This window comes from Microbispora triticiradicis (genome assembly GCF_005864065.1).
GTDB classification, from domain to species: Bacteria; Actinomycetota; Actinomycetes; order Streptosporangiales; family Streptosporangiaceae; genus Microbispora; species Microbispora triticiradicis.
Genome location: NZ_VANP01000023.1, coordinates 59,964 through 75,149, shown reverse-complemented (window position 1 = coordinate 75,149; position 15,186 = coordinate 59,964). Strand labels below are relative to the sequence as shown.

Here is a 15,186-nt window from a genome sequence, read left to right as displayed (position 1 = left end):
AGCATCGGTTCTGGTTCATGTGGGATGACCTGGTGCGGGGGGCGATCGGTGCGGTGGTGCTGGTCGACACCCGGCGGTTGGCCGACAGTTTTCCCGCGGTGGACTACTTCGAGGAGGCGCGGCTGCCTTTCGTCGTCGGCGTCAACGGCTTCGACGGGCAGTACACCCATTCGGAGGACGAACTGCGGGAGGCGCTCACGATCTCGCCCGGGATTCCGATCGTCCGTACGGACGCCCGGGACCGGGAGTCGGTGAAGAGCACCCTGATCAGGCTCGTCGAGCACGCCCTGACGTCGCACGTCGGCGCGCTCCGTTGACGACCCCGGACGCCGCCGTCCTGCGATCTCACCATGGCGGCGCGGGCGTGAACGCCGTACGGGCGGATAGTCTGGGGAGACTGATGGTTCACCGACCCGTCCACTCGCTTCGAGGCTGGCCAAACACGTGTTCGAGACGCTTTCCGACCGGCTGACTTCGGTCTTCTCCTCCCTTCGGTCCAAAGGCAGGCTTTCCGACGCCGACATCGACGCGACCTGCCGCGAGATCCGTATCGCGCTTCTTGAGGCGGACGTCGCGCTGCCGGTCGTGAAGGACTTCGTGGCCCGGATCAAGGAGCGGGCCCGCGGCGCAGAGGTCTCCCAGGCGCTGAACCCCGCCCAGCAGGTCGTGAAGATCGTCAACGACGAGCTGATCGAGGTGCTCGGCGGCGAGACGCGGCGGCTCCGCTTCGCCAAGAACCCGCCGACCGTGATCATGCTGGCCGGTCTCCAGGGCTCGGGTAAGACGACCCTCGCCGGCAAGCTCGCCAGGTGGCTGCGCGACCAGGGGCACGCCCCGCTGCTCGTGGCCTGCGACCTGCAGCGCCCCAACGCCGTGCAGCAGCTCGCCGTCATGGCCGAGCGGGCCGGGGTGGCGGTGTACGCCCCCGAGCCCGGCAACGGCGTGGGCGACCCGGTCGCGGTGGCGCGGCAGTCGGTGGACCACGCGAGGCGCCAGCAGCACGACGTGGTCATCGTCGACACCGCCGGCCGCCTCGGCATCGACCAGGAGCTGATGAAGCAGGCCGCCGACATCCGCGACGCGGTCACGCCGGACGAGGTCCTGTTCGTGCTGGACGCGATGATCGGCCAGGACGCCGTGAGCACCGCCGGCGCGTTCATGGAGGGCGTCGGATTCGACGGCGTCGTGCTGACCAAGCTCGACGGCGACGCCCGCGGCGGTGCGGCCCTGTCGGTGCGGCACGTCACCGGCCGGCCGATCATGTTCGCCAGCACCGGCGAGAAGCTCGAGGACTTCGACGCCTTCCACCCCGACCGGATGGCCGGCCGGATCCTCGACATGGGTGACATCCTCACCCTGATCGAGCAGGCGCAGAAGACGTTCGACGAGCAGGAGGCCGCCAAGATGGCGGGCAAGCTCGTCTCCGGCGACGGCTTCACCCTGGACGACTTCCTCGAGCAGATGATGATGGTCCGCCGCATGGGGCCCATCAAGAACCTCCTCGGCATGATGCCGGGCATGGGCCAGATGCGCGAGCAGCTCAACCAGGTCGACGACCGCGACCTGGACCGCGTCGCCGCCATCATCCGCTCGATGACCCCAGGCGAGCGGCAGGACCCGAAGATCATCAACGGCTCCCGCCGGGCGCGCATCGCCAAGGGCTCCGGAGTGACGGTCACCGAGGTGAACAACCTGGTCGTCCGGTTCTTCGAGGCTCAGAAGATGATGAAGCGGATGACCCAGGGCATGGGCATCCCGGGGATGCCCGGAGGGCGCAAGCAGAAGGCGCAGAAGGCCAAGAAGGGCCGCCGAGTCAGCGGCGACCCCCGCAAGGCCGCGCTCGGCAAGGCCGGGGCGAACGCGTCGTCGGACGGCTCGGCCGAGCCGAAGCTGCCCAAGGGCCTGCTCGGCAACCTCGGGAACGGTGGTCAGCTGCCTCCCGGCCTGGAGCTTCCGCCCGGCTTCGACCCCTCCAAGCTCAAGCTGCCCGGCCAGAAGTAACGAGCGCGGGTCAGAGGCCGGAGCCGGGAGACATCGGCCTGGCGTCGATCCTGCCGTCGTCGCAGATCGAGGCGGTGAACGGGACCTCCAGGTGCGCCACCTCGTCCGGCGGAATGATCATCAGCCGGGCCGAGACGGGGCACCGGGTCTCGTGGTCGGTCGGCACCACCGTCCAGTGGAGCCGCGCGTGCGCGCTCGCGCCGGGCCGCAGCGTGACCCGGTGCGGCGTCACGCTCTCGCGCCGGGTGCGGGTGCGCAGCACGTCGCCCCGGCCGTCGATCAGGACGAGCCCGACGAAGCCGTAGACCCAGCAGGTCCGGCCCGAGGCGTTGGTCAGGACGAGCGGCGCGTAGCGGTTGCCCGCCCCCGGGTCCTGCCGTCCGACGCGGGCCCGCAGTCCCGTCGTACGGCACCGAGCGGGCCCCTTCGCGGCGGAGGCCGTGGAAGCGGTGGAGGCGATGGAGGCGGAGGCCGCGCGGACGGTGCCGCGAGCCGCCGCCGGTGTCAGGGCGGCGGTACGTGCCGGGACGGTGGAGACCGTACCCGTGTCTCCGCCTGTGCCGGCGGCCGACGCCCCGGCGGCCGGGTGCGCGGCGTGGCCGGTGGACAGGGCGCAGCCGGTGGACAGCAGGATGGCCGCCGCCGCGACGCCGGCCCTGCTCGTGATTGCTCGCATGCCTGTTGGACGGCCGATCCCGCCGGTCAGTTCGCGTGATGGGACGCCCTTTCACGGGGACGTGCGTCTCCCTGTCTCCGGCGCGGCCTCTCCGGGTCCTTCTCCGGGTGGTCCTTCTTCGGGCGGCCTTTGCCGGGTGGCGGGAGAACGGGGACGGCGGCGGGGCCGTCGTTGCCCGAGCATGCGCAATCATCTGGCAGAATGTCAGGCTGGAACATCGTGACCAGGCGGATGCCCTCTCACCTCCGCCGGCCGCGTCTGTCCCTCGAGCGGGCTCCCGTCGTGCCCCACTCGACGAGACACCGCTCACCCACGCTCTAATGCAGGAGAGACCACACCCGTGGCAGTCAAGATCAAGCTCAAGCGGCTCGGAATGATCCGCAACCCGCAGTACCGCATCGTCATCGCCGACGCCCGGAGCAAGCGGGACGGCCGTGCGATCGAGGAGATCGGCCTCTACCACCCGAAGGAGAACCCCTCGCGCATCGAGGTGAACTCCGAGCGGGCGCAGTACTGGCTGAGCGTCGGCGCGCAGCCGACCGACCCGGTCCTCAAGATCTTCAAGCTGACCGGCGACTGGCAGAAGTTCAAGGGCGAGCCCGCCCCCGCCACGCCGCTCCAGGTAGCCGAGCCCAAGCCCGACCGGCACGCGGCGTACGAGGCCGCGGCCCGGGAGTCGCTGTCGGGCGACACCGGCGCCGCCGCCACCACGCCGAAGAAGGCCAGGAAGCCCGTGAAGGCCGAAGAGACCGCCGAGGCCCCGGCCGCGGAGGAGAAGCCGGAAGGCGAGGCCTGAGGTGCTCGAGGAAGCCCTCGAACACCTGGTCAAGGGCATCGTCGAGCACCCGGACGACGTCCGGGTCCGCGCCCGGCGCATTCGCACCGGGCGCGTTCTCGAGGTCAGGGTGCACCCCGACGACCTCGGCAAGGTGATCGGCCGTGGCGGCCGTACGGCCAGAGCGTTGCGCACCGTCGTCAACGCGCTGTCGGACGGCAAGTACGTGCGGATCGACCTGGTCGACCTTGAAGAGGCGCGCTGAGCCGGCTCTGGCGGCGATACTCGCGCCCGGGGGACCCCGCACCGGGGTCCCCCGGTGTGTTTTCCGGGGTCCTCCGGGGCTTTCCGAGGGTGGTCCGCGGGATGCGGTGATGCCTCGGGACGGGCCTCCCGGTGCGGGTTTCCCGGGCTGAAAGTGACGAAGAAGGATTGTTGCGGAGGTAGGCGGCACGTGCAGCTAGTCGTGGGCAGGATCGGCCGTCCGCACGGCGTGCGGGGCGAGGTCACGGTCGAGGTGCGCACCGACGACCCGGATTCGCGTTTCGCCCCGGGTACGACGCTCGCCACCGAACCGGCCTCGGCCGGCCCGGTGACCGTCGAGCGGTCCCGGTGGCACAAGGACATCCTGCTGCTGACCATCGAGGGCGTGGCGGACCGCGACGCCGCCGAGGCGCTGCGCGGCACCCTGCTCGTCGTCGACTCGGCGGACCTGCCGCCGCTGGCGGACCCCGACGAGTTCCACGACCACGAACTCATCGGCCTGACGGTCGTGACGACCGGGGGAGAACGCGTCGGCGAGGTGGCCGACGTCCTCCACCACGGCCAGGACCTTCTCGTGGTGACCCGGCCGTCCCGCGACGACGCGTACATCCCGTTCGTCAAGGCGCTCGTGCCCGAGATCGACCTCGGGAAGGGGATCCTGGTCGTCGACCCTCCGCCCGGACTGCTCGACACCGAGGCGGAGTAGGAGCGGCCGCGTGCGCGTCGACATCATCTCGATCTTCCCCGAGTACTTCGCCCCGCTCGACGTCTCCCTGATGGGCAAGGCGCGCGAGCGCGGCATCCTGGACATCCACCTGCACCAACTCCGCGACTGGGCCCACGACGTCCACAAGACGGTGGACGACACGCCGTACGGCGGCGGCCCCGGCATGGTGATGAAACCGGAGATCTGGGGCGCGGCCGTCGACGCGGTGATCGGCGAGGGACGCGCCGCCTCCGGCGAGGACACGCTGCCCCGGCTGATCGTGCCCACGCCGAGCGGACGGCCGTTCACCCAGGAAGTGGCGCTGGAGTACGCCAAGGAGCCGTGGCTGCTGTTCGCGCCCGCCCGGTACGAGGGCATCGACTCCCGGGTGGTGGCCGAGTACGGCGCCCGCCTGCGGGCCGACGAGGTGAGCATCGGCGACTACGTCCTGGCCGGGGGAGAGGCCGCCGTCCTGGTGATGGTCGAGGCCGTGGGCAGGCTGCTGCCCGGGGTCCTCGGCAACGCGCGGTCGGTGGCCGACGACTCCTTCGCCCCCGGTGCGATGGCCAACCTGCTGGAAGGCCCCGTCTACACGAAACCGCCCGTGTGGCGGGGGCACGAGGTGCCCGAGGTCCTCCTGTCGGGCCATCACGGCAGGATCGCCCGGTGGCGGCGGGACGAGGCGCTGCGCCGCACGCTGGAGCGCAGGCCGGAACTGGCCGCCAGGTTCGACCCGGAGAGCCTCGACAAGCACGACCGGCGGGTCGTCGAGGAGTTCGGGGAACGCCGGTCCGCCGCCGCGCCGGAGGGCGCGCCGGGCGCCGCGTTTCGCGAAGCGCCGGAAGATGTGGCAGACTGAATCGCTGCTGCCTCCTTCGGCATGTCCGGGTGAGCCCCGGTCGAGACGTGGCAGACAAGACGTATCAAGCCAAGCGCGCGTGTCCCCCTCGATGCCGAGCCGTGGCCCGGCCGGGTGGACCTCCGCGTGCTCATGTCAATGAGGAACCGCCGCCATGCACACGCAGATCCAGGAGCTCGAGAAGGCTGCCTTGCGCAGCGACGTACCGGACTTCCGCCCGGGTGACACGCTGGAGGTTCACGTCCGCGTCGTCGAGGGCAACCGGTCCCGTATCCAGGTGTTCAAGGGGTTCGTCCTGCGCCGTCAGGGCGGCGGCATCCGTGAGACGTTCACGGTCCGCAAGGTCAGCTACGGCGTCGGCGTCGAGCGCACCTTCCCGGTCCACAGCCCCGTGATCGAGAAGATCACCCTGGTCACCCGCGGCGACGTCCGCAGGGCCAAGCTGTACTACATGCGTGACCTGCGCGGAAAGGCCGCCCGCATCCGCGAGAAGCGCGAGGCGCTACCGGCCGCCAAGTAGGGCCTTGGGGATGGTGGTCCGCGCCTCAGGTGCGGGCCACTTTCTTTTTGGCCGGGGATGCGGTGTCCTCGACGCTCGCCGTCCTGGACATCATCTAGGCTCAGCAGCGTTGGCTAGCGAGGACAGGGGCCGGGCACGAGTCGCCTGTCGAGGACGGGGTGGACGTGGTCGCCGAAGACGTCAAGCAGAACGCCGAGGACGGCAAGAAGAAAGGCTCGTTCTGGCGGGAGCTGCCCGTTCTGATCGTGGTCGCTCTCGCTCTGGCCCTGCTGATCAAGTCTTTCGTGGTCCAGGCGTTCTACATCCCCTCGGGGTCGATGGAGAACACGCTCCTCATCAACGACCGGGTCCTGGTCAACAAGCTCGTCTACCGCGTACGCGACATCGCGCGCGGTGACGTCGTCGTGTTCTCCGGAGTGGACTCCTGGGACCCCGAGGTCCAGATAGAGGAGCCGTCGAACCCCGTCATCGGGGCCATGCGCTGGATCGGCACGGCCTTCGGAATGGTGCCGGGGGAGAAGGACTACATCAAGCGGGTCATCGGCGTGCCCGGAGACAAGGTCAGGTGCTGCGACGCCCAGGGCCGCGTCACCGTCAACGGTGTGCCGCTCGACGAGAAGTCGTACCTGTACCCGGGCAACGCGCCGTCGGACCGGCCGTTCGAGGTGACCGTGCCGCCGGGCCGCCTGTGGGTCATGGGCGACCACCGCTCGCTCTCCTGGGACTCCCGCCTGCACACCGGTGATCCGGGCGGCGGTACGATCCCCGCCGACAAGGTGATCGGGCGCGCGTTCGTCATCGTCTGGCCGTTCGACCGGGCGAAGATCCTTCCGATCCCGGACACGTTCGGGCAGCCGGCCCTCCAGGCGGCCGCCGCCGGAGCCGCGCCGTTCGTGGCGGGCTTCGCCGGGGCCGTGCCGCTGGTCGCGGTGGGCCGCGGGTTCGGGCGCAGGCTGAGGCGGCGGCGGTAGGGCGGACGTGGCGAGCCCGGAGGAGAGAGCGAGAGCAAGTGAGCGAGGCCGACGAGAGCCGCTTAGGCGCGGGTAGGCCCGTGCGTCCCGTCGACGAGGACCCGGCCGTGGCCGGACCCCCGGAGACGGTGCCGGCGGAGACAGTGCCGTCCGGGATCGGGCCGGCGGAGACCGGGCCGGGGGAACCGGGGAAGGACGCGCCCGCCAAGAAGGCCTCGGGCCTGCGGGACACCCTCCTGTACATGGTCGGCGGGGTGGTCGCCGCCCTGCTGATCCACACGTTCCTCCTGCAGTCGTTCTACATCCCGTCGGAGTCGATGCAGAACACGCTGCTGATCAACGACTACGTCGTGGTCAACAAGCTCGCGTACAAGCTGGGGTCCGTGCAGCACGGCGACATCGTGGTCTTCAAGGGCTGGGACGGCGAGGACACGATCAAGCGGGTGATCGGCGTCGGCGGCGACCATGTGAAGTGCTGCGACGACAAGCGCCGCATCACCGTGAACGGGACGCCCCTGGACGAGGAGGGCAAGTACCTCTACCCGGGGGTCTATCCCTCCGGCCGGGACTTCGACGTGAAGGTCCCCAAGGGACGGGTGTGGCTGATGGGCGACCACCGGAACAACTCCGCCGACTCGCGCTTCTATATGGACGACGGACACCAGGGCACGATCTCGGAGGACGACATCATCGGGCGCGCGTTCCTGCGCTACTGGCCGCTGAACCGGATCTCGTTCCTGTCCCGTCCCGACACTTTCTCGGTCGTTCACTGAGCTCACCTGCGGCTTTGCCGCGGGAGGCGGTTTCGGCCGTATCGCGGGTCCCGAATGGGGCGTAATCTGCTTCTCGTCATGACAGCTGCCTATCGTCCGCGCCCGAGTGTCGTACGGCGGGACTCCGGACTCTACGGCTACGAGCGGGCCCTGGCCCGGCGGGGCTTCACGCCGGTCGCCGGGGTGGACGAGGCCGGGCGCGGCGCCTGCGCCGGACCGCTGGTGGTCGCCGCGGTCGTGCTGGGGCGGGGGATCGACGGGCTGGCCGATTCCAAGCTGCTCACTGAGGCCGTCCGCGAACGTCTCCACGAGCGGATCATGGCGACCGCGCGGGCCGTGAGCGTCGTCGTCATCCCGCCCGGGGAGATCGACGAGCGCGGCCTGCACAAGTGCAACGTCTCCGGCATGCGGCGGGCCGTCGCCGGGCTGGGGCTCGTCCCCGGTTACGTCCTCGTGGACGGCTTCCCGGTGGCCGGGCTGCCCGCGCCGTCGCTGGCCGTCTGGAAGGGCGACCAGGTCGCGGCATGCGTGGCGGCGGCCTCGATCGTGGCGAAGGTGACCAGGGACCGGCTGATGCACGGTCTCGACGAGACCTTCCCGCAGTACGGCTTCGCCCTGCACAAGGGGTACGTCACACCGGGCCACAGACGGGCGCTGGCCCGGCACGGGCCGTGCGCCCAGCACCGGTTCTCGTTCGTGACGGTGGCCAGGGTGACTCATGGGACATCGGTCCCGGCGCGGGGACTACGGACGGGGCAGGATGGGGACATGCGCGAGAATGAGGTCGGGGCCGGTGCCCTCTGAAGAGGGCCGGTCTCGGCCGGCGATCTTGATGGGGACCTCGACGGGGATCTCGACGGGGAGCGGAAGAGGAGGACCGGGATGAGCGCCGAAGATCTCGAAAAGTACGAGACCGAGATGGAGTTGCAGCTCTACCGGGAGTACCGCGATGTGGTCGGACTGTTCACCTACGTGGTCGAGACCGAGCGGCGCTTCTATCTCACCAACTCCGTCGATCTCGACGTGCGCACCGCCGAGAACGGCGACGTCTTCTTCGACGTCAAGATGCAGGACGCCTGGGTCTGGGACATGTACCGCCCGGCCCGCTTCGTGAAGAACGTGCGGGTCGTGACCTTCAAGGACGTCAACGTCGAGGAACTGGCCAAGCCGGACCTCGAGATGCCGAAGGAAGGCTTCTCCAACTGATCGCGTCCGGCGGCGGCTGACCCAGCACGGCGGCCGATCCGGTGCGGCGGATGATCGAGCATGGGGCCCAGTTCCCGCGCGGCGTCTGAAGCACGAGGCCGGCCGCTCCAGCGCGGCGGTCGGCGGACCATGATGCCTGGTCCGGCACGAGGGCGACTGTCCGAGTACGGCGTTGACCGGGCAGGGCGGCTGATCGTGCGCGGCGGCTGTCTTCCACGTGGGCGCCTGTCCACAGAACGGCGCTCGGCCGCCTGGTGCGGGGCTGTACGGCGCACCCTGGCCGCATGCGTCTCGTCACTTGTCCGCTCGTCGTCGTCCTGCTGATCGCGGCTGCGGCCTCTCCCTCGGACGCCGCCCGCCTCACCGGCGCCGTTCTTTCCCCGAACCTCTCCCCGAAGCCGTCCCAGGCCGCCGCGTCCTCGAAGACGCCCCACCCTTCCGCCGCGCCGGTGCGAGCGGCCAGGTCCACGGGCGTCCTTCCGCCCGGGACGGAGCGCTCCGCGGCGGTGAGCCATCCGTCCGAGGTGGAGCGGGCCGTGGCGGCCGGCTATCCACCCGGGGCGGCTTCGTCCCGCCCGTCCCGCCCCGAGGGGATGCGGCTCCCCAGAGGAGCGCCCAGGTGGATGTGGCCGCTTTCCCGGCCGGCGCGGCCGCTCAGGCGCTTCGATCCGCCCGCACAGCGCTGGCTCGCCGGGCACCGGGGCGTGGACCTCGCGGCGGATCCCGGCGAGGAGGTCAGGGCCGCGGGGCCGGGAACGGCCGGAGTGGCGGAGCGGGTCGCCGGGCGGGGCGTCGTGACGGTCGTGCACGCCGGAGGGTTGCGCACCACCTACCTGCCGGTACGCGCCCTGGTACGCCCCGGTGAGGTCGTCGTGGCCGGACAGGTCATCGGCGTCATCGAGGACGGCGCCGCGCACTGCCCGGTGTCATGCCTGCACTGGGGCTTGTTGCGCGACCCGGGCTTACTGCGCGACCGGGGCCTGTTGCGTGACCGGCTCTACCTCGACCCGCTCCTCCTCTTCGGTCAGGGGCAGGTCCGTCTCCTGCCCCGATGGCCCATCGAGCGATTGTCAGATCCCGCGTATCGATAAGTGTGGCCGGACCTCCCAGGACGGCCGTTGGAGCTGGTCGTTGTACACGACGATGTCGGCGTGCTCGGTGGGGCGGGCGGTGGCGAAGTAGAGCTGCTGGGAGGGGATATAGCGACCGCGCCAGGTCCGTTCGACTGCGGCGGTGTCGGCGGTGGATCCGGCCAGCGCTGTGCTCCGGTCCCGGGCGCGATCCACCGTCGTCTCGAATGGGACGGACACGAAGACGCGTAGGTCCCACCGGTCGATGAGTTCCGGGCGCAGGAGGAAGACGCCGTCGAAGAGCAGTACGGCGTCCGCCGGGGCGCTCGTGGCCGGCGGGGACGTCGGGGCGTCGGCGTCTCTGTCGTAGACGGCGTGCCGGAACCTCCGGTCTCCGCCTGGGCCCAGCGGATCGAGCAGGACCCGGCACAGCGCGGCATGGTCGTGGGCGTCGAAGTAGCAGCCTTCGGCCGAGTACTGGCCGCGCCGGTAACGCTGTGCACGGGGGAGAAGAAAGTCGTCGATGGTCGCGCGGATGACGTCGCGGTCCTGCGCGCGCAGGACGACGGCGAGCTCGTCGGCCAGCGTGGTCTTGCCGGAGGCGGGCGGACCGTCGATGGCGACCCGCAGCGGGTGCCCGACCGTGACAGACCTGATCGCCTCGGCCAGCCGACTGATGAGCTCGCCGCGGGTGCCCTGGTCCATCGCCGCCTCACTCACCGGGTCTCTTTTCAGCACCGTACGTCAGGCTGCGGTCGCCGGCTCGCGTTCGACGGGGACGACTCGTTGCGTACTGGTCCGGGGGTGGCCCGGGGGTGGCCCGGCCGGGCGCTGAAGGAGGGCGGGGCTGGCCGATCGAGGGTCGGCACGACGAGCGTCAGGCCCGGGGGTGGGCCTGGCGGTAGGCCGCCCGGAGTCGCTCTATCGACACGTGGGTGTAGATCTGCGTGGTGGCCAGCGAGGCGTGTCCGAGCAGCTCCTGGACGGACCGGAGGTCGGCCCCGCCTTCGAGCAGGTGGGTGGCGGCGGTGTGACGGAGCCCGTGGGGCCCCATGTCGGGTGCCCCCTCCACCTGGGCCAGCCGGGCGTGGACGACGCGCCGGACGGTGCCCTGGTCGACGCGGCCTCCCCGGACGCCGAGGAAGAGCGCCGGGCCGCTCCCTTCGCGGACCCACAGCGGCCTGCCACGCACACACCACGCGTCGAGCGCCCGGAGCGCGGGCAGGCCGAACGGGACGGTCCGCTCCCTGCGCCCCTTTCCCATCACCCGGACCGTGTTGCGGTCCCGGTCCACGTCGTCGACGTCGAGGCCGCACAACTCGCTCACCCGCATGCCTGTGGCGTACAGCAGTTCGAGCATGGCCCGATCGCGCAGGTCCTTGGGTTCGTCCACTTGGGGCGCGTCGAGAACGGCCCCGGCCTCGGTCTGGTCCAGCACCTTGGGCAGCCGGCGCTCCGCCTTGGCGGTGCCGAGAAGCAGACCCGGGTCGCTCCCCAGCCACCCCCGGCGGTGACAGAAGGCGGTGAAGACCCGGGCACACGCCGTCCGGCGGGCCAGCGTGGCCCTGGAGCGCCCGGCCTGGTGCTGGTCGCCCAGCCAGTCACGCAGGCCGGTGATGTCCAGGCCGGACAGGTCCGTCTGCCCGGCGGCCGTCAGGTGCGTGATCAGCGCGGTGACGTCGCCCAGGTAGGCCCGCACCGTGTGCGGAGACAGGTCCCGTTCGAGGCGCAGATGCCGTTCGAACTGCTCCAGCACGACGTCGAACCGTCCCCGGTCCCGCCCTTCGCCCGCTGTCATGCCGCCATGCCCTCTCGCACTCCACCCTTGTCGCGCCGGCGGGCCGCGCGGGCGGCCCACACAGGTGAACCTACGCGTGCTGGGGGCGATGTGGGGGAGTGCCGAGGCGCCCTGTCAGTTTCGGGCGGCGGGCCGCAGTCGCCAGCCTCGGTCGGCGTTTTCGACGAATCCCGCGGCGGCCAGGACGCCGAGGCAGGCCAGCGCCGTCCCGATGTCCACCCCGGCTGAGACGGCGATCGCCGCGGGACCCGCGGCGCCACGCGCCGGGATCGCCTCCAGGACGCGCCTGGTCTCCTCGTTCAGCCCGTCGCGAGGCCGGACGGGGCCGCGCCGCTCCGGGGCGAGGTCGTCCCCGATGGAGCCGACCAACTCGACGACCTCCTCCGGGGAGGTCACGCAGACGGCTCTGCCCTGCCGGATCAGGATGTGGCAGCCCGCGGAGACCTCGGTGGTGACGGGACCGGGCACGGCCATCAGGTGCCTGTTGAGGTCAGAGGCGTGGGAGGCCGTGTTGAGCGCCCCACTGCGGGCGGCGGCCTGGACGACGACCGTTCCCCGGGAGAGGGCGGCGATCACCCGGTTGCGGACGAGGAAGCGGAGCCGGGTGGGGTGCGCACCCGGTGGCCACTCGCTGAGGATCACCCCCCGCTCCCGCACGACGCGGAAGAGGTCCTCGTGCGCGCTGGGATAACAGACGTCTGTTCCGCAGGCCAGCACGACGATCGTCGGCGAACCGGAGGCCAGCGCTCCCCGGTGCGCCGCGCCGTCGATCCCGTACGCGCCGCCGCTGATGACGGTCCAGCCTCGCCCGCCGAGGCTCATGGCGAACTCGGCCGCCACGGTCGTGCCGTACGCGGTGGCGGCTCTGGCCCCGACGACCGACACCGAACGCAGGCAGGAGAAACGCAGGTTCGCCGGTCCGTCCACCCAGAGCCCGAAAGGCCTGACATGTCCAAGATCATCGAGCTGGGTGGGCCACTCGGCGTCGCCCGGGACGACGAGCCGCGCCCCCTGCCGCCGGCCCTCCGCGAGGTCGGCGGCCGGATCTCTGTAGCGGGCCGCCCAGGCGGCCGCGTGCCGATCGAGGTCCACGTGGCGGGTCGACGGACCACCGCGGTCGCGCTCCTCACGCACGAAGCCGGGGTCGAGCCGGCCCCGCCTCGCCTGCTCCATGGCGTCCAGGGGGCCGTGGCGGGCGATCAGGCGGCCCATCACGGCGTCACCCGCCTCCGCCATGCGCATGAGAGCCACCCGCGCCAGCCGTGCCGATTCGTCCGGCTGTTCCGCTCCGCCCGCTTGTACTGCCCCGCTCGGCTGTTCCGCTCCGCCTGGCTGTTCCACCTCGCCTGGGTGTTCCGCTCCATCCGGTCGCTCCGGCTCGCCGGGCCGTTCGGTCTTCTTCGAGGGGTCGGTCACTCGCATCAGTCCACTCCGAGCCATAGTGCGAGGGCCGCCGATGTCTCGGTGCGGCCCGGACGGTCTTCGCCCGCGAGGTCCGCGAGCGTCCAGGAGATCCGGAGCACGCGGTCGAGGCCGCGCGCGCTGAGCGTGCCCACGTCGAGCCCCCGGTGCAGCGGGGCCATGACGGTGTCGGGCAGACGGAACCGGCGGTGCAGCGCGGACGAGGACACCTCGGCGTTGGTGTGCCATGGAGTGCCCGCAAGCCTTCGGGCGGCCCGCTCCCGGGCCTGCCGGACCCGCTCGGCCACGGTCGCGCTGTTCTCCACGAAGTGCCGGTCCGCGAGCAACTCGGCCCGGGTGGCCCGGCCGATCCGCACCTTGACGTCGACGCGGTCGAGCAGCGGCCCGGAGAGCCGGTCGAGGTAGCGGCGCCGGCCCACCGGGGTGCATCTGCAGGGATGCCCGCCGGTGCCCTGAAGCCCGCAGGGGCAGGGATTCGCCGCCAGCACCAGCATGAACCGGGCGGGGAACGTGACCGTGCCGACGGCCCGGGCGATCGTGACCCTTCCCGACTCGAGCGGCTGGCGCAGGGAGTCGAGCACGGTGGTCGCGAACTCCGGCGCCTCGTCGAGGAAGAGCACGCCTCGGTGCGCGAGCGACACCGCCCCGGGCCGTACGACACCGCCGCTCCCGCCACCCACGACGGCCGCCATCGTCGCGCTGTGATGCGGGGCCATGAAGGGCGGCCGGGTGAGCAGCGGGCGCCCCGGCGGCAGCGTGCCCGCCACCGAGTGGATGGCCGACACCTCCAGAGCCTTGTCCTGGTCCAGTGGAGGCAGCAGGGTCGGCAGGCGTTCGGCGAGCATGGTCTTGCCGCTTCCCGGGGGACCCAGCATCCACAGGTTGTGCCCTCCGGCGGCGCACACCTCTAGCGCCTTGCGGCCCATCGGCTGCCCGGCCACGTCGCACAGGTCGGGCCCGGATGTGTCCTCCGTGCGGTCGTCGTCCCCCGTCAGGGACGCGGCGTCCGCCACCATCGGGAGCCGGCGCAGGTCGCCCGCTCGCAGCCATCCCACGAGCTCGCCGAGGGAGGTGACCGGGACGACGGTGAGGCCGGGCACCAGAGCGGCCTCGGTGGCGTTGAACGCAGGCACCACGATGGTGCCCACACCCGCCTGGGCCGCGGCGAGCGCGGCGGGCAACATGCCCCTGACGGGCCGCACCCGCCCGTCGAGACCGAGCTCGCCGAGGAACGCCGGCGTCGCGATCCGCTGCGCGGGCACCGCGCCGGCCGCGCCGAGGACGGCCACCGCGATGGCCAAGTCGAAGATCGATCCGCGTTTGGGCAGGGTGGCCGGGAACAGGCTCACGGTGATGCGCGCGTCCGGCCAGGCGAAGCCACTGTTGATCAACGCGGACCGCACGCGGCCCCGGGCCTCGCTGATCGCGGTGTCGAGGAGCCCGATGAAGTGCGTTCCCGCTACGCCGCGGCCGACGTCGGCCTCGACCTCCACGAGGCGTCCGGCGACGCCCACGATGCCGGCGCAGTGGGTCCGGGCGACGGGCACCTCAGACCACCCCGCGTTCATGCCGGAGCGAGAAGTCGCCCGCGAACCTCTCCAGCGCGATCACATCGACCCGTATCGTGTCGAACCGCTCGGCGTGCGCGGCCAGCCACCGGCCGGCCAGCGCGCGCAGGCGCAGCAGTTTGTCGCCGGTCACCGCCTCGAAGGCCGTGCCGTGGCTGCGCCCGGAGCGGGTCTTCACCTCCACGACCACCAGCGCGTTCCCGTCCCGGGCGACGATGTCGATCTCGCCGTCGGCGCAGCGCCAGTTCCGGTCGAGGACGCGCATGCCTCGCGCCGTCAGATAGGTCACGGCCAGTTGCTCGCCGTGCCTGCCCAATTGATCTTTCGCGGCCATGGGACCACCTCCGGCTCCCGACACTCGCCGAGCCCGCCTCGGCCACGTCCGGCCGAACGCCTTTCTGTGGACAGGCGGGGCGATCCACAGGCGCGGGACGGGGAGCGCTCCCTTGTCCACAGTCCGGCCCGCTGCCGGAAATCGGGAGGGGTGGCCGCGGCAGGCTGGGCACCGGCGTGGATACTTGCCCCGGTCCACCCGGGCGGGACGGCGAAGCACCGCGCCGCGGCGACGTGACGCGCC

At 71.6% G+C, this 15,186-nt stretch carries 18 protein-coding genes; 12 read left to right on the top strand and 6 right to left on the bottom strand.

Annotated features, from left to right (window positions below):
* A partial coding sequence (locus FED44_RS34255) for a GTP-binding protein (RefSeq protein WP_208759323.1) occupies window positions 1-317 on the top strand: 317 nt, incomplete at its 5' end.
* 127 nt (window positions 318-444) lie between these two features.
* Window positions 445-2,001 (top strand): signal recognition particle protein, encoded by a 1,557-nt coding sequence (ffh, locus tag FED44_RS34250; protein ID WP_117409792.1) that lies wholly within the window; start codon window positions 445-447, stop codon window positions 1,999-2,001.
* Between the two features lie 10 nt (window positions 2,002-2,011).
* Here ffh and FED44_RS34245 read toward each other — a convergent pair whose 3' ends face one another.
* On the bottom strand, window positions 2,012-2,677 hold the full coding sequence (locus FED44_RS34245; RefSeq protein ID WP_117409793.1) for a DUF4232 domain-containing protein: 666 nt from the start codon (window positions 2,675-2,677) through the stop codon (window positions 2,012-2,014).
* Between the two features lie 340 nt (window positions 2,678-3,017).
* Here FED44_RS34245 and rpsP point away from each other — a divergent pair, with 340 nt between their 5' ends.
* The 10 genes from rpsP (at window position 3,018) to FED44_RS37875 (ending at window position 9,842) form a co-directional block, all read left to right on the top strand.
* Window positions 3,018-3,473: a 30S ribosomal protein S16 gene (gene rpsP, locus FED44_RS34240; RefSeq protein WP_117409794.1), complete on the top strand. Its 456-nt coding sequence runs from the start codon at window positions 3,018-3,020 to the stop codon at window positions 3,471-3,473.
* Between the two features lies 1 nt (window position 3,474).
* Window positions 3,475-3,717 (top strand): RNA-binding protein, encoded by a 243-nt coding sequence (locus tag FED44_RS34235; RefSeq protein ID WP_117409795.1) that lies wholly within the window; start codon window positions 3,475-3,477, stop codon window positions 3,715-3,717.
* Window positions 3,718-3,906: 189 nt separating this feature from the next.
* Entirely contained in the window at window positions 3,907-4,422 is a 516-nt protein-coding gene (gene rimM, locus FED44_RS34230; protein WP_138463261.1) for a ribosome maturation factor RimM, read from the top strand.
* Between the two features lie 10 nt (window positions 4,423-4,432).
* Window positions 4,433-5,281 carry a tRNA (guanosine(37)-N1)-methyltransferase TrmD gene (gene trmD / locus FED44_RS34225; protein ID WP_138463260.1) on the top strand — a complete coding sequence of 283 codons (849 nt, stop codon included), beginning with the start codon at window positions 4,433-4,435 and terminating at the stop codon, window positions 5,279-5,281.
* A gap of 154 nt (window positions 5,282-5,435) precedes the next feature.
* Window positions 5,436-5,801 carry a 50S ribosomal protein L19 gene (gene rplS / locus FED44_RS34220; protein WP_117409798.1) on the top strand — a complete coding sequence of 122 codons (366 nt, stop codon included), beginning with the start codon at window positions 5,436-5,438 and terminating at the stop codon, window positions 5,799-5,801.
* A 158-nt stretch (window positions 5,802-5,959) separates the two neighbouring features.
* Window positions 5,960-6,772 (top strand): signal peptidase I, encoded by an 813-nt coding sequence (lepB, locus tag FED44_RS34215; protein WP_138463259.1) that lies wholly within the window; start codon window positions 5,960-5,962, stop codon window positions 6,770-6,772.
* A gap of 80 nt (window positions 6,773-6,852) precedes the next feature.
* A complete protein-coding gene (gene lepB / locus FED44_RS34210) occupies window positions 6,853-7,545 on the top strand; it encodes a signal peptidase I (protein ID WP_244302502.1) in 693 nt (230 codons plus the stop codon).
* Window positions 7,546-7,623: 78 nt separating this feature from the next.
* The gene (locus FED44_RS34205) at window positions 7,624-8,349 is read left to right on the top strand and encodes a ribonuclease HII (RefSeq protein ID WP_138463258.1); all 726 of its coding nucleotides are present in this window, start codon (window positions 7,624-7,626) and stop codon (window positions 8,347-8,349) included.
* Window positions 8,350-8,427: 78 nt separating this feature from the next.
* Complete coding sequence (locus FED44_RS34200; RefSeq protein ID WP_012888569.1) at window positions 8,428-8,751, top strand: DUF2469 domain-containing protein; 324 nt, start codon at window positions 8,428-8,430, stop codon at window positions 8,749-8,751.
* A 284-nt stretch (window positions 8,752-9,035) separates the two neighbouring features.
* Window positions 9,036-9,842 (top strand): M23 family metallopeptidase, encoded by an 807-nt coding sequence (locus FED44_RS37875; protein WP_244302501.1) that lies wholly within the window; start codon window positions 9,036-9,038, stop codon window positions 9,840-9,842.
* Here FED44_RS37875 and FED44_RS34190 read toward each other — a convergent pair.
* From FED44_RS34190 to FED44_RS34170, 5 genes are all read right to left on the bottom strand, one after another.
* Window positions 9,822-10,541: a cytidylate kinase family protein gene (locus tag FED44_RS34190; protein WP_208759322.1), complete on the bottom strand. Its 720-nt coding sequence runs from the start codon at window positions 10,539-10,541 to the stop codon at window positions 9,822-9,824. The genes FED44_RS37875 and FED44_RS34190 overlap by 21 nt on opposite strands.
* Window positions 10,542-10,698: 157 nt before the next feature.
* Window positions 10,699-11,619, bottom strand: a complete 921-nt coding sequence (locus FED44_RS34185; RefSeq protein ID WP_117409802.1) for a tyrosine recombinase XerC — start codon at window positions 11,617-11,619, stop codon at window positions 10,699-10,701.
* A 114-nt stretch (window positions 11,620-11,733) separates the two neighbouring features.
* Window positions 11,734-12,855: a DNA-processing protein DprA gene (dprA, locus tag FED44_RS34180; protein WP_396700365.1), complete on the bottom strand. Its 1,122-nt coding sequence runs from the start codon at window positions 12,853-12,855 to the stop codon at window positions 11,734-11,736.
* A gap of 185 nt (window positions 12,856-13,040) precedes the next feature.
* Window positions 13,041-14,588: a YifB family Mg chelatase-like AAA ATPase gene (locus tag FED44_RS34175; protein ID WP_138463256.1), complete on the bottom strand. Its 1,548-nt coding sequence runs from the start codon at window positions 14,586-14,588 to the stop codon at window positions 13,041-13,043.
* A gap of 1 nt (window position 14,589) precedes the next feature.
* A complete protein-coding gene (locus tag FED44_RS34170) occupies window positions 14,590-14,943 on the bottom strand; it encodes a YraN family protein (RefSeq protein WP_117409805.1) in 354 nt (117 codons plus the stop codon).
* Window positions 14,944-15,186: the final 243 nt, after the last annotated feature.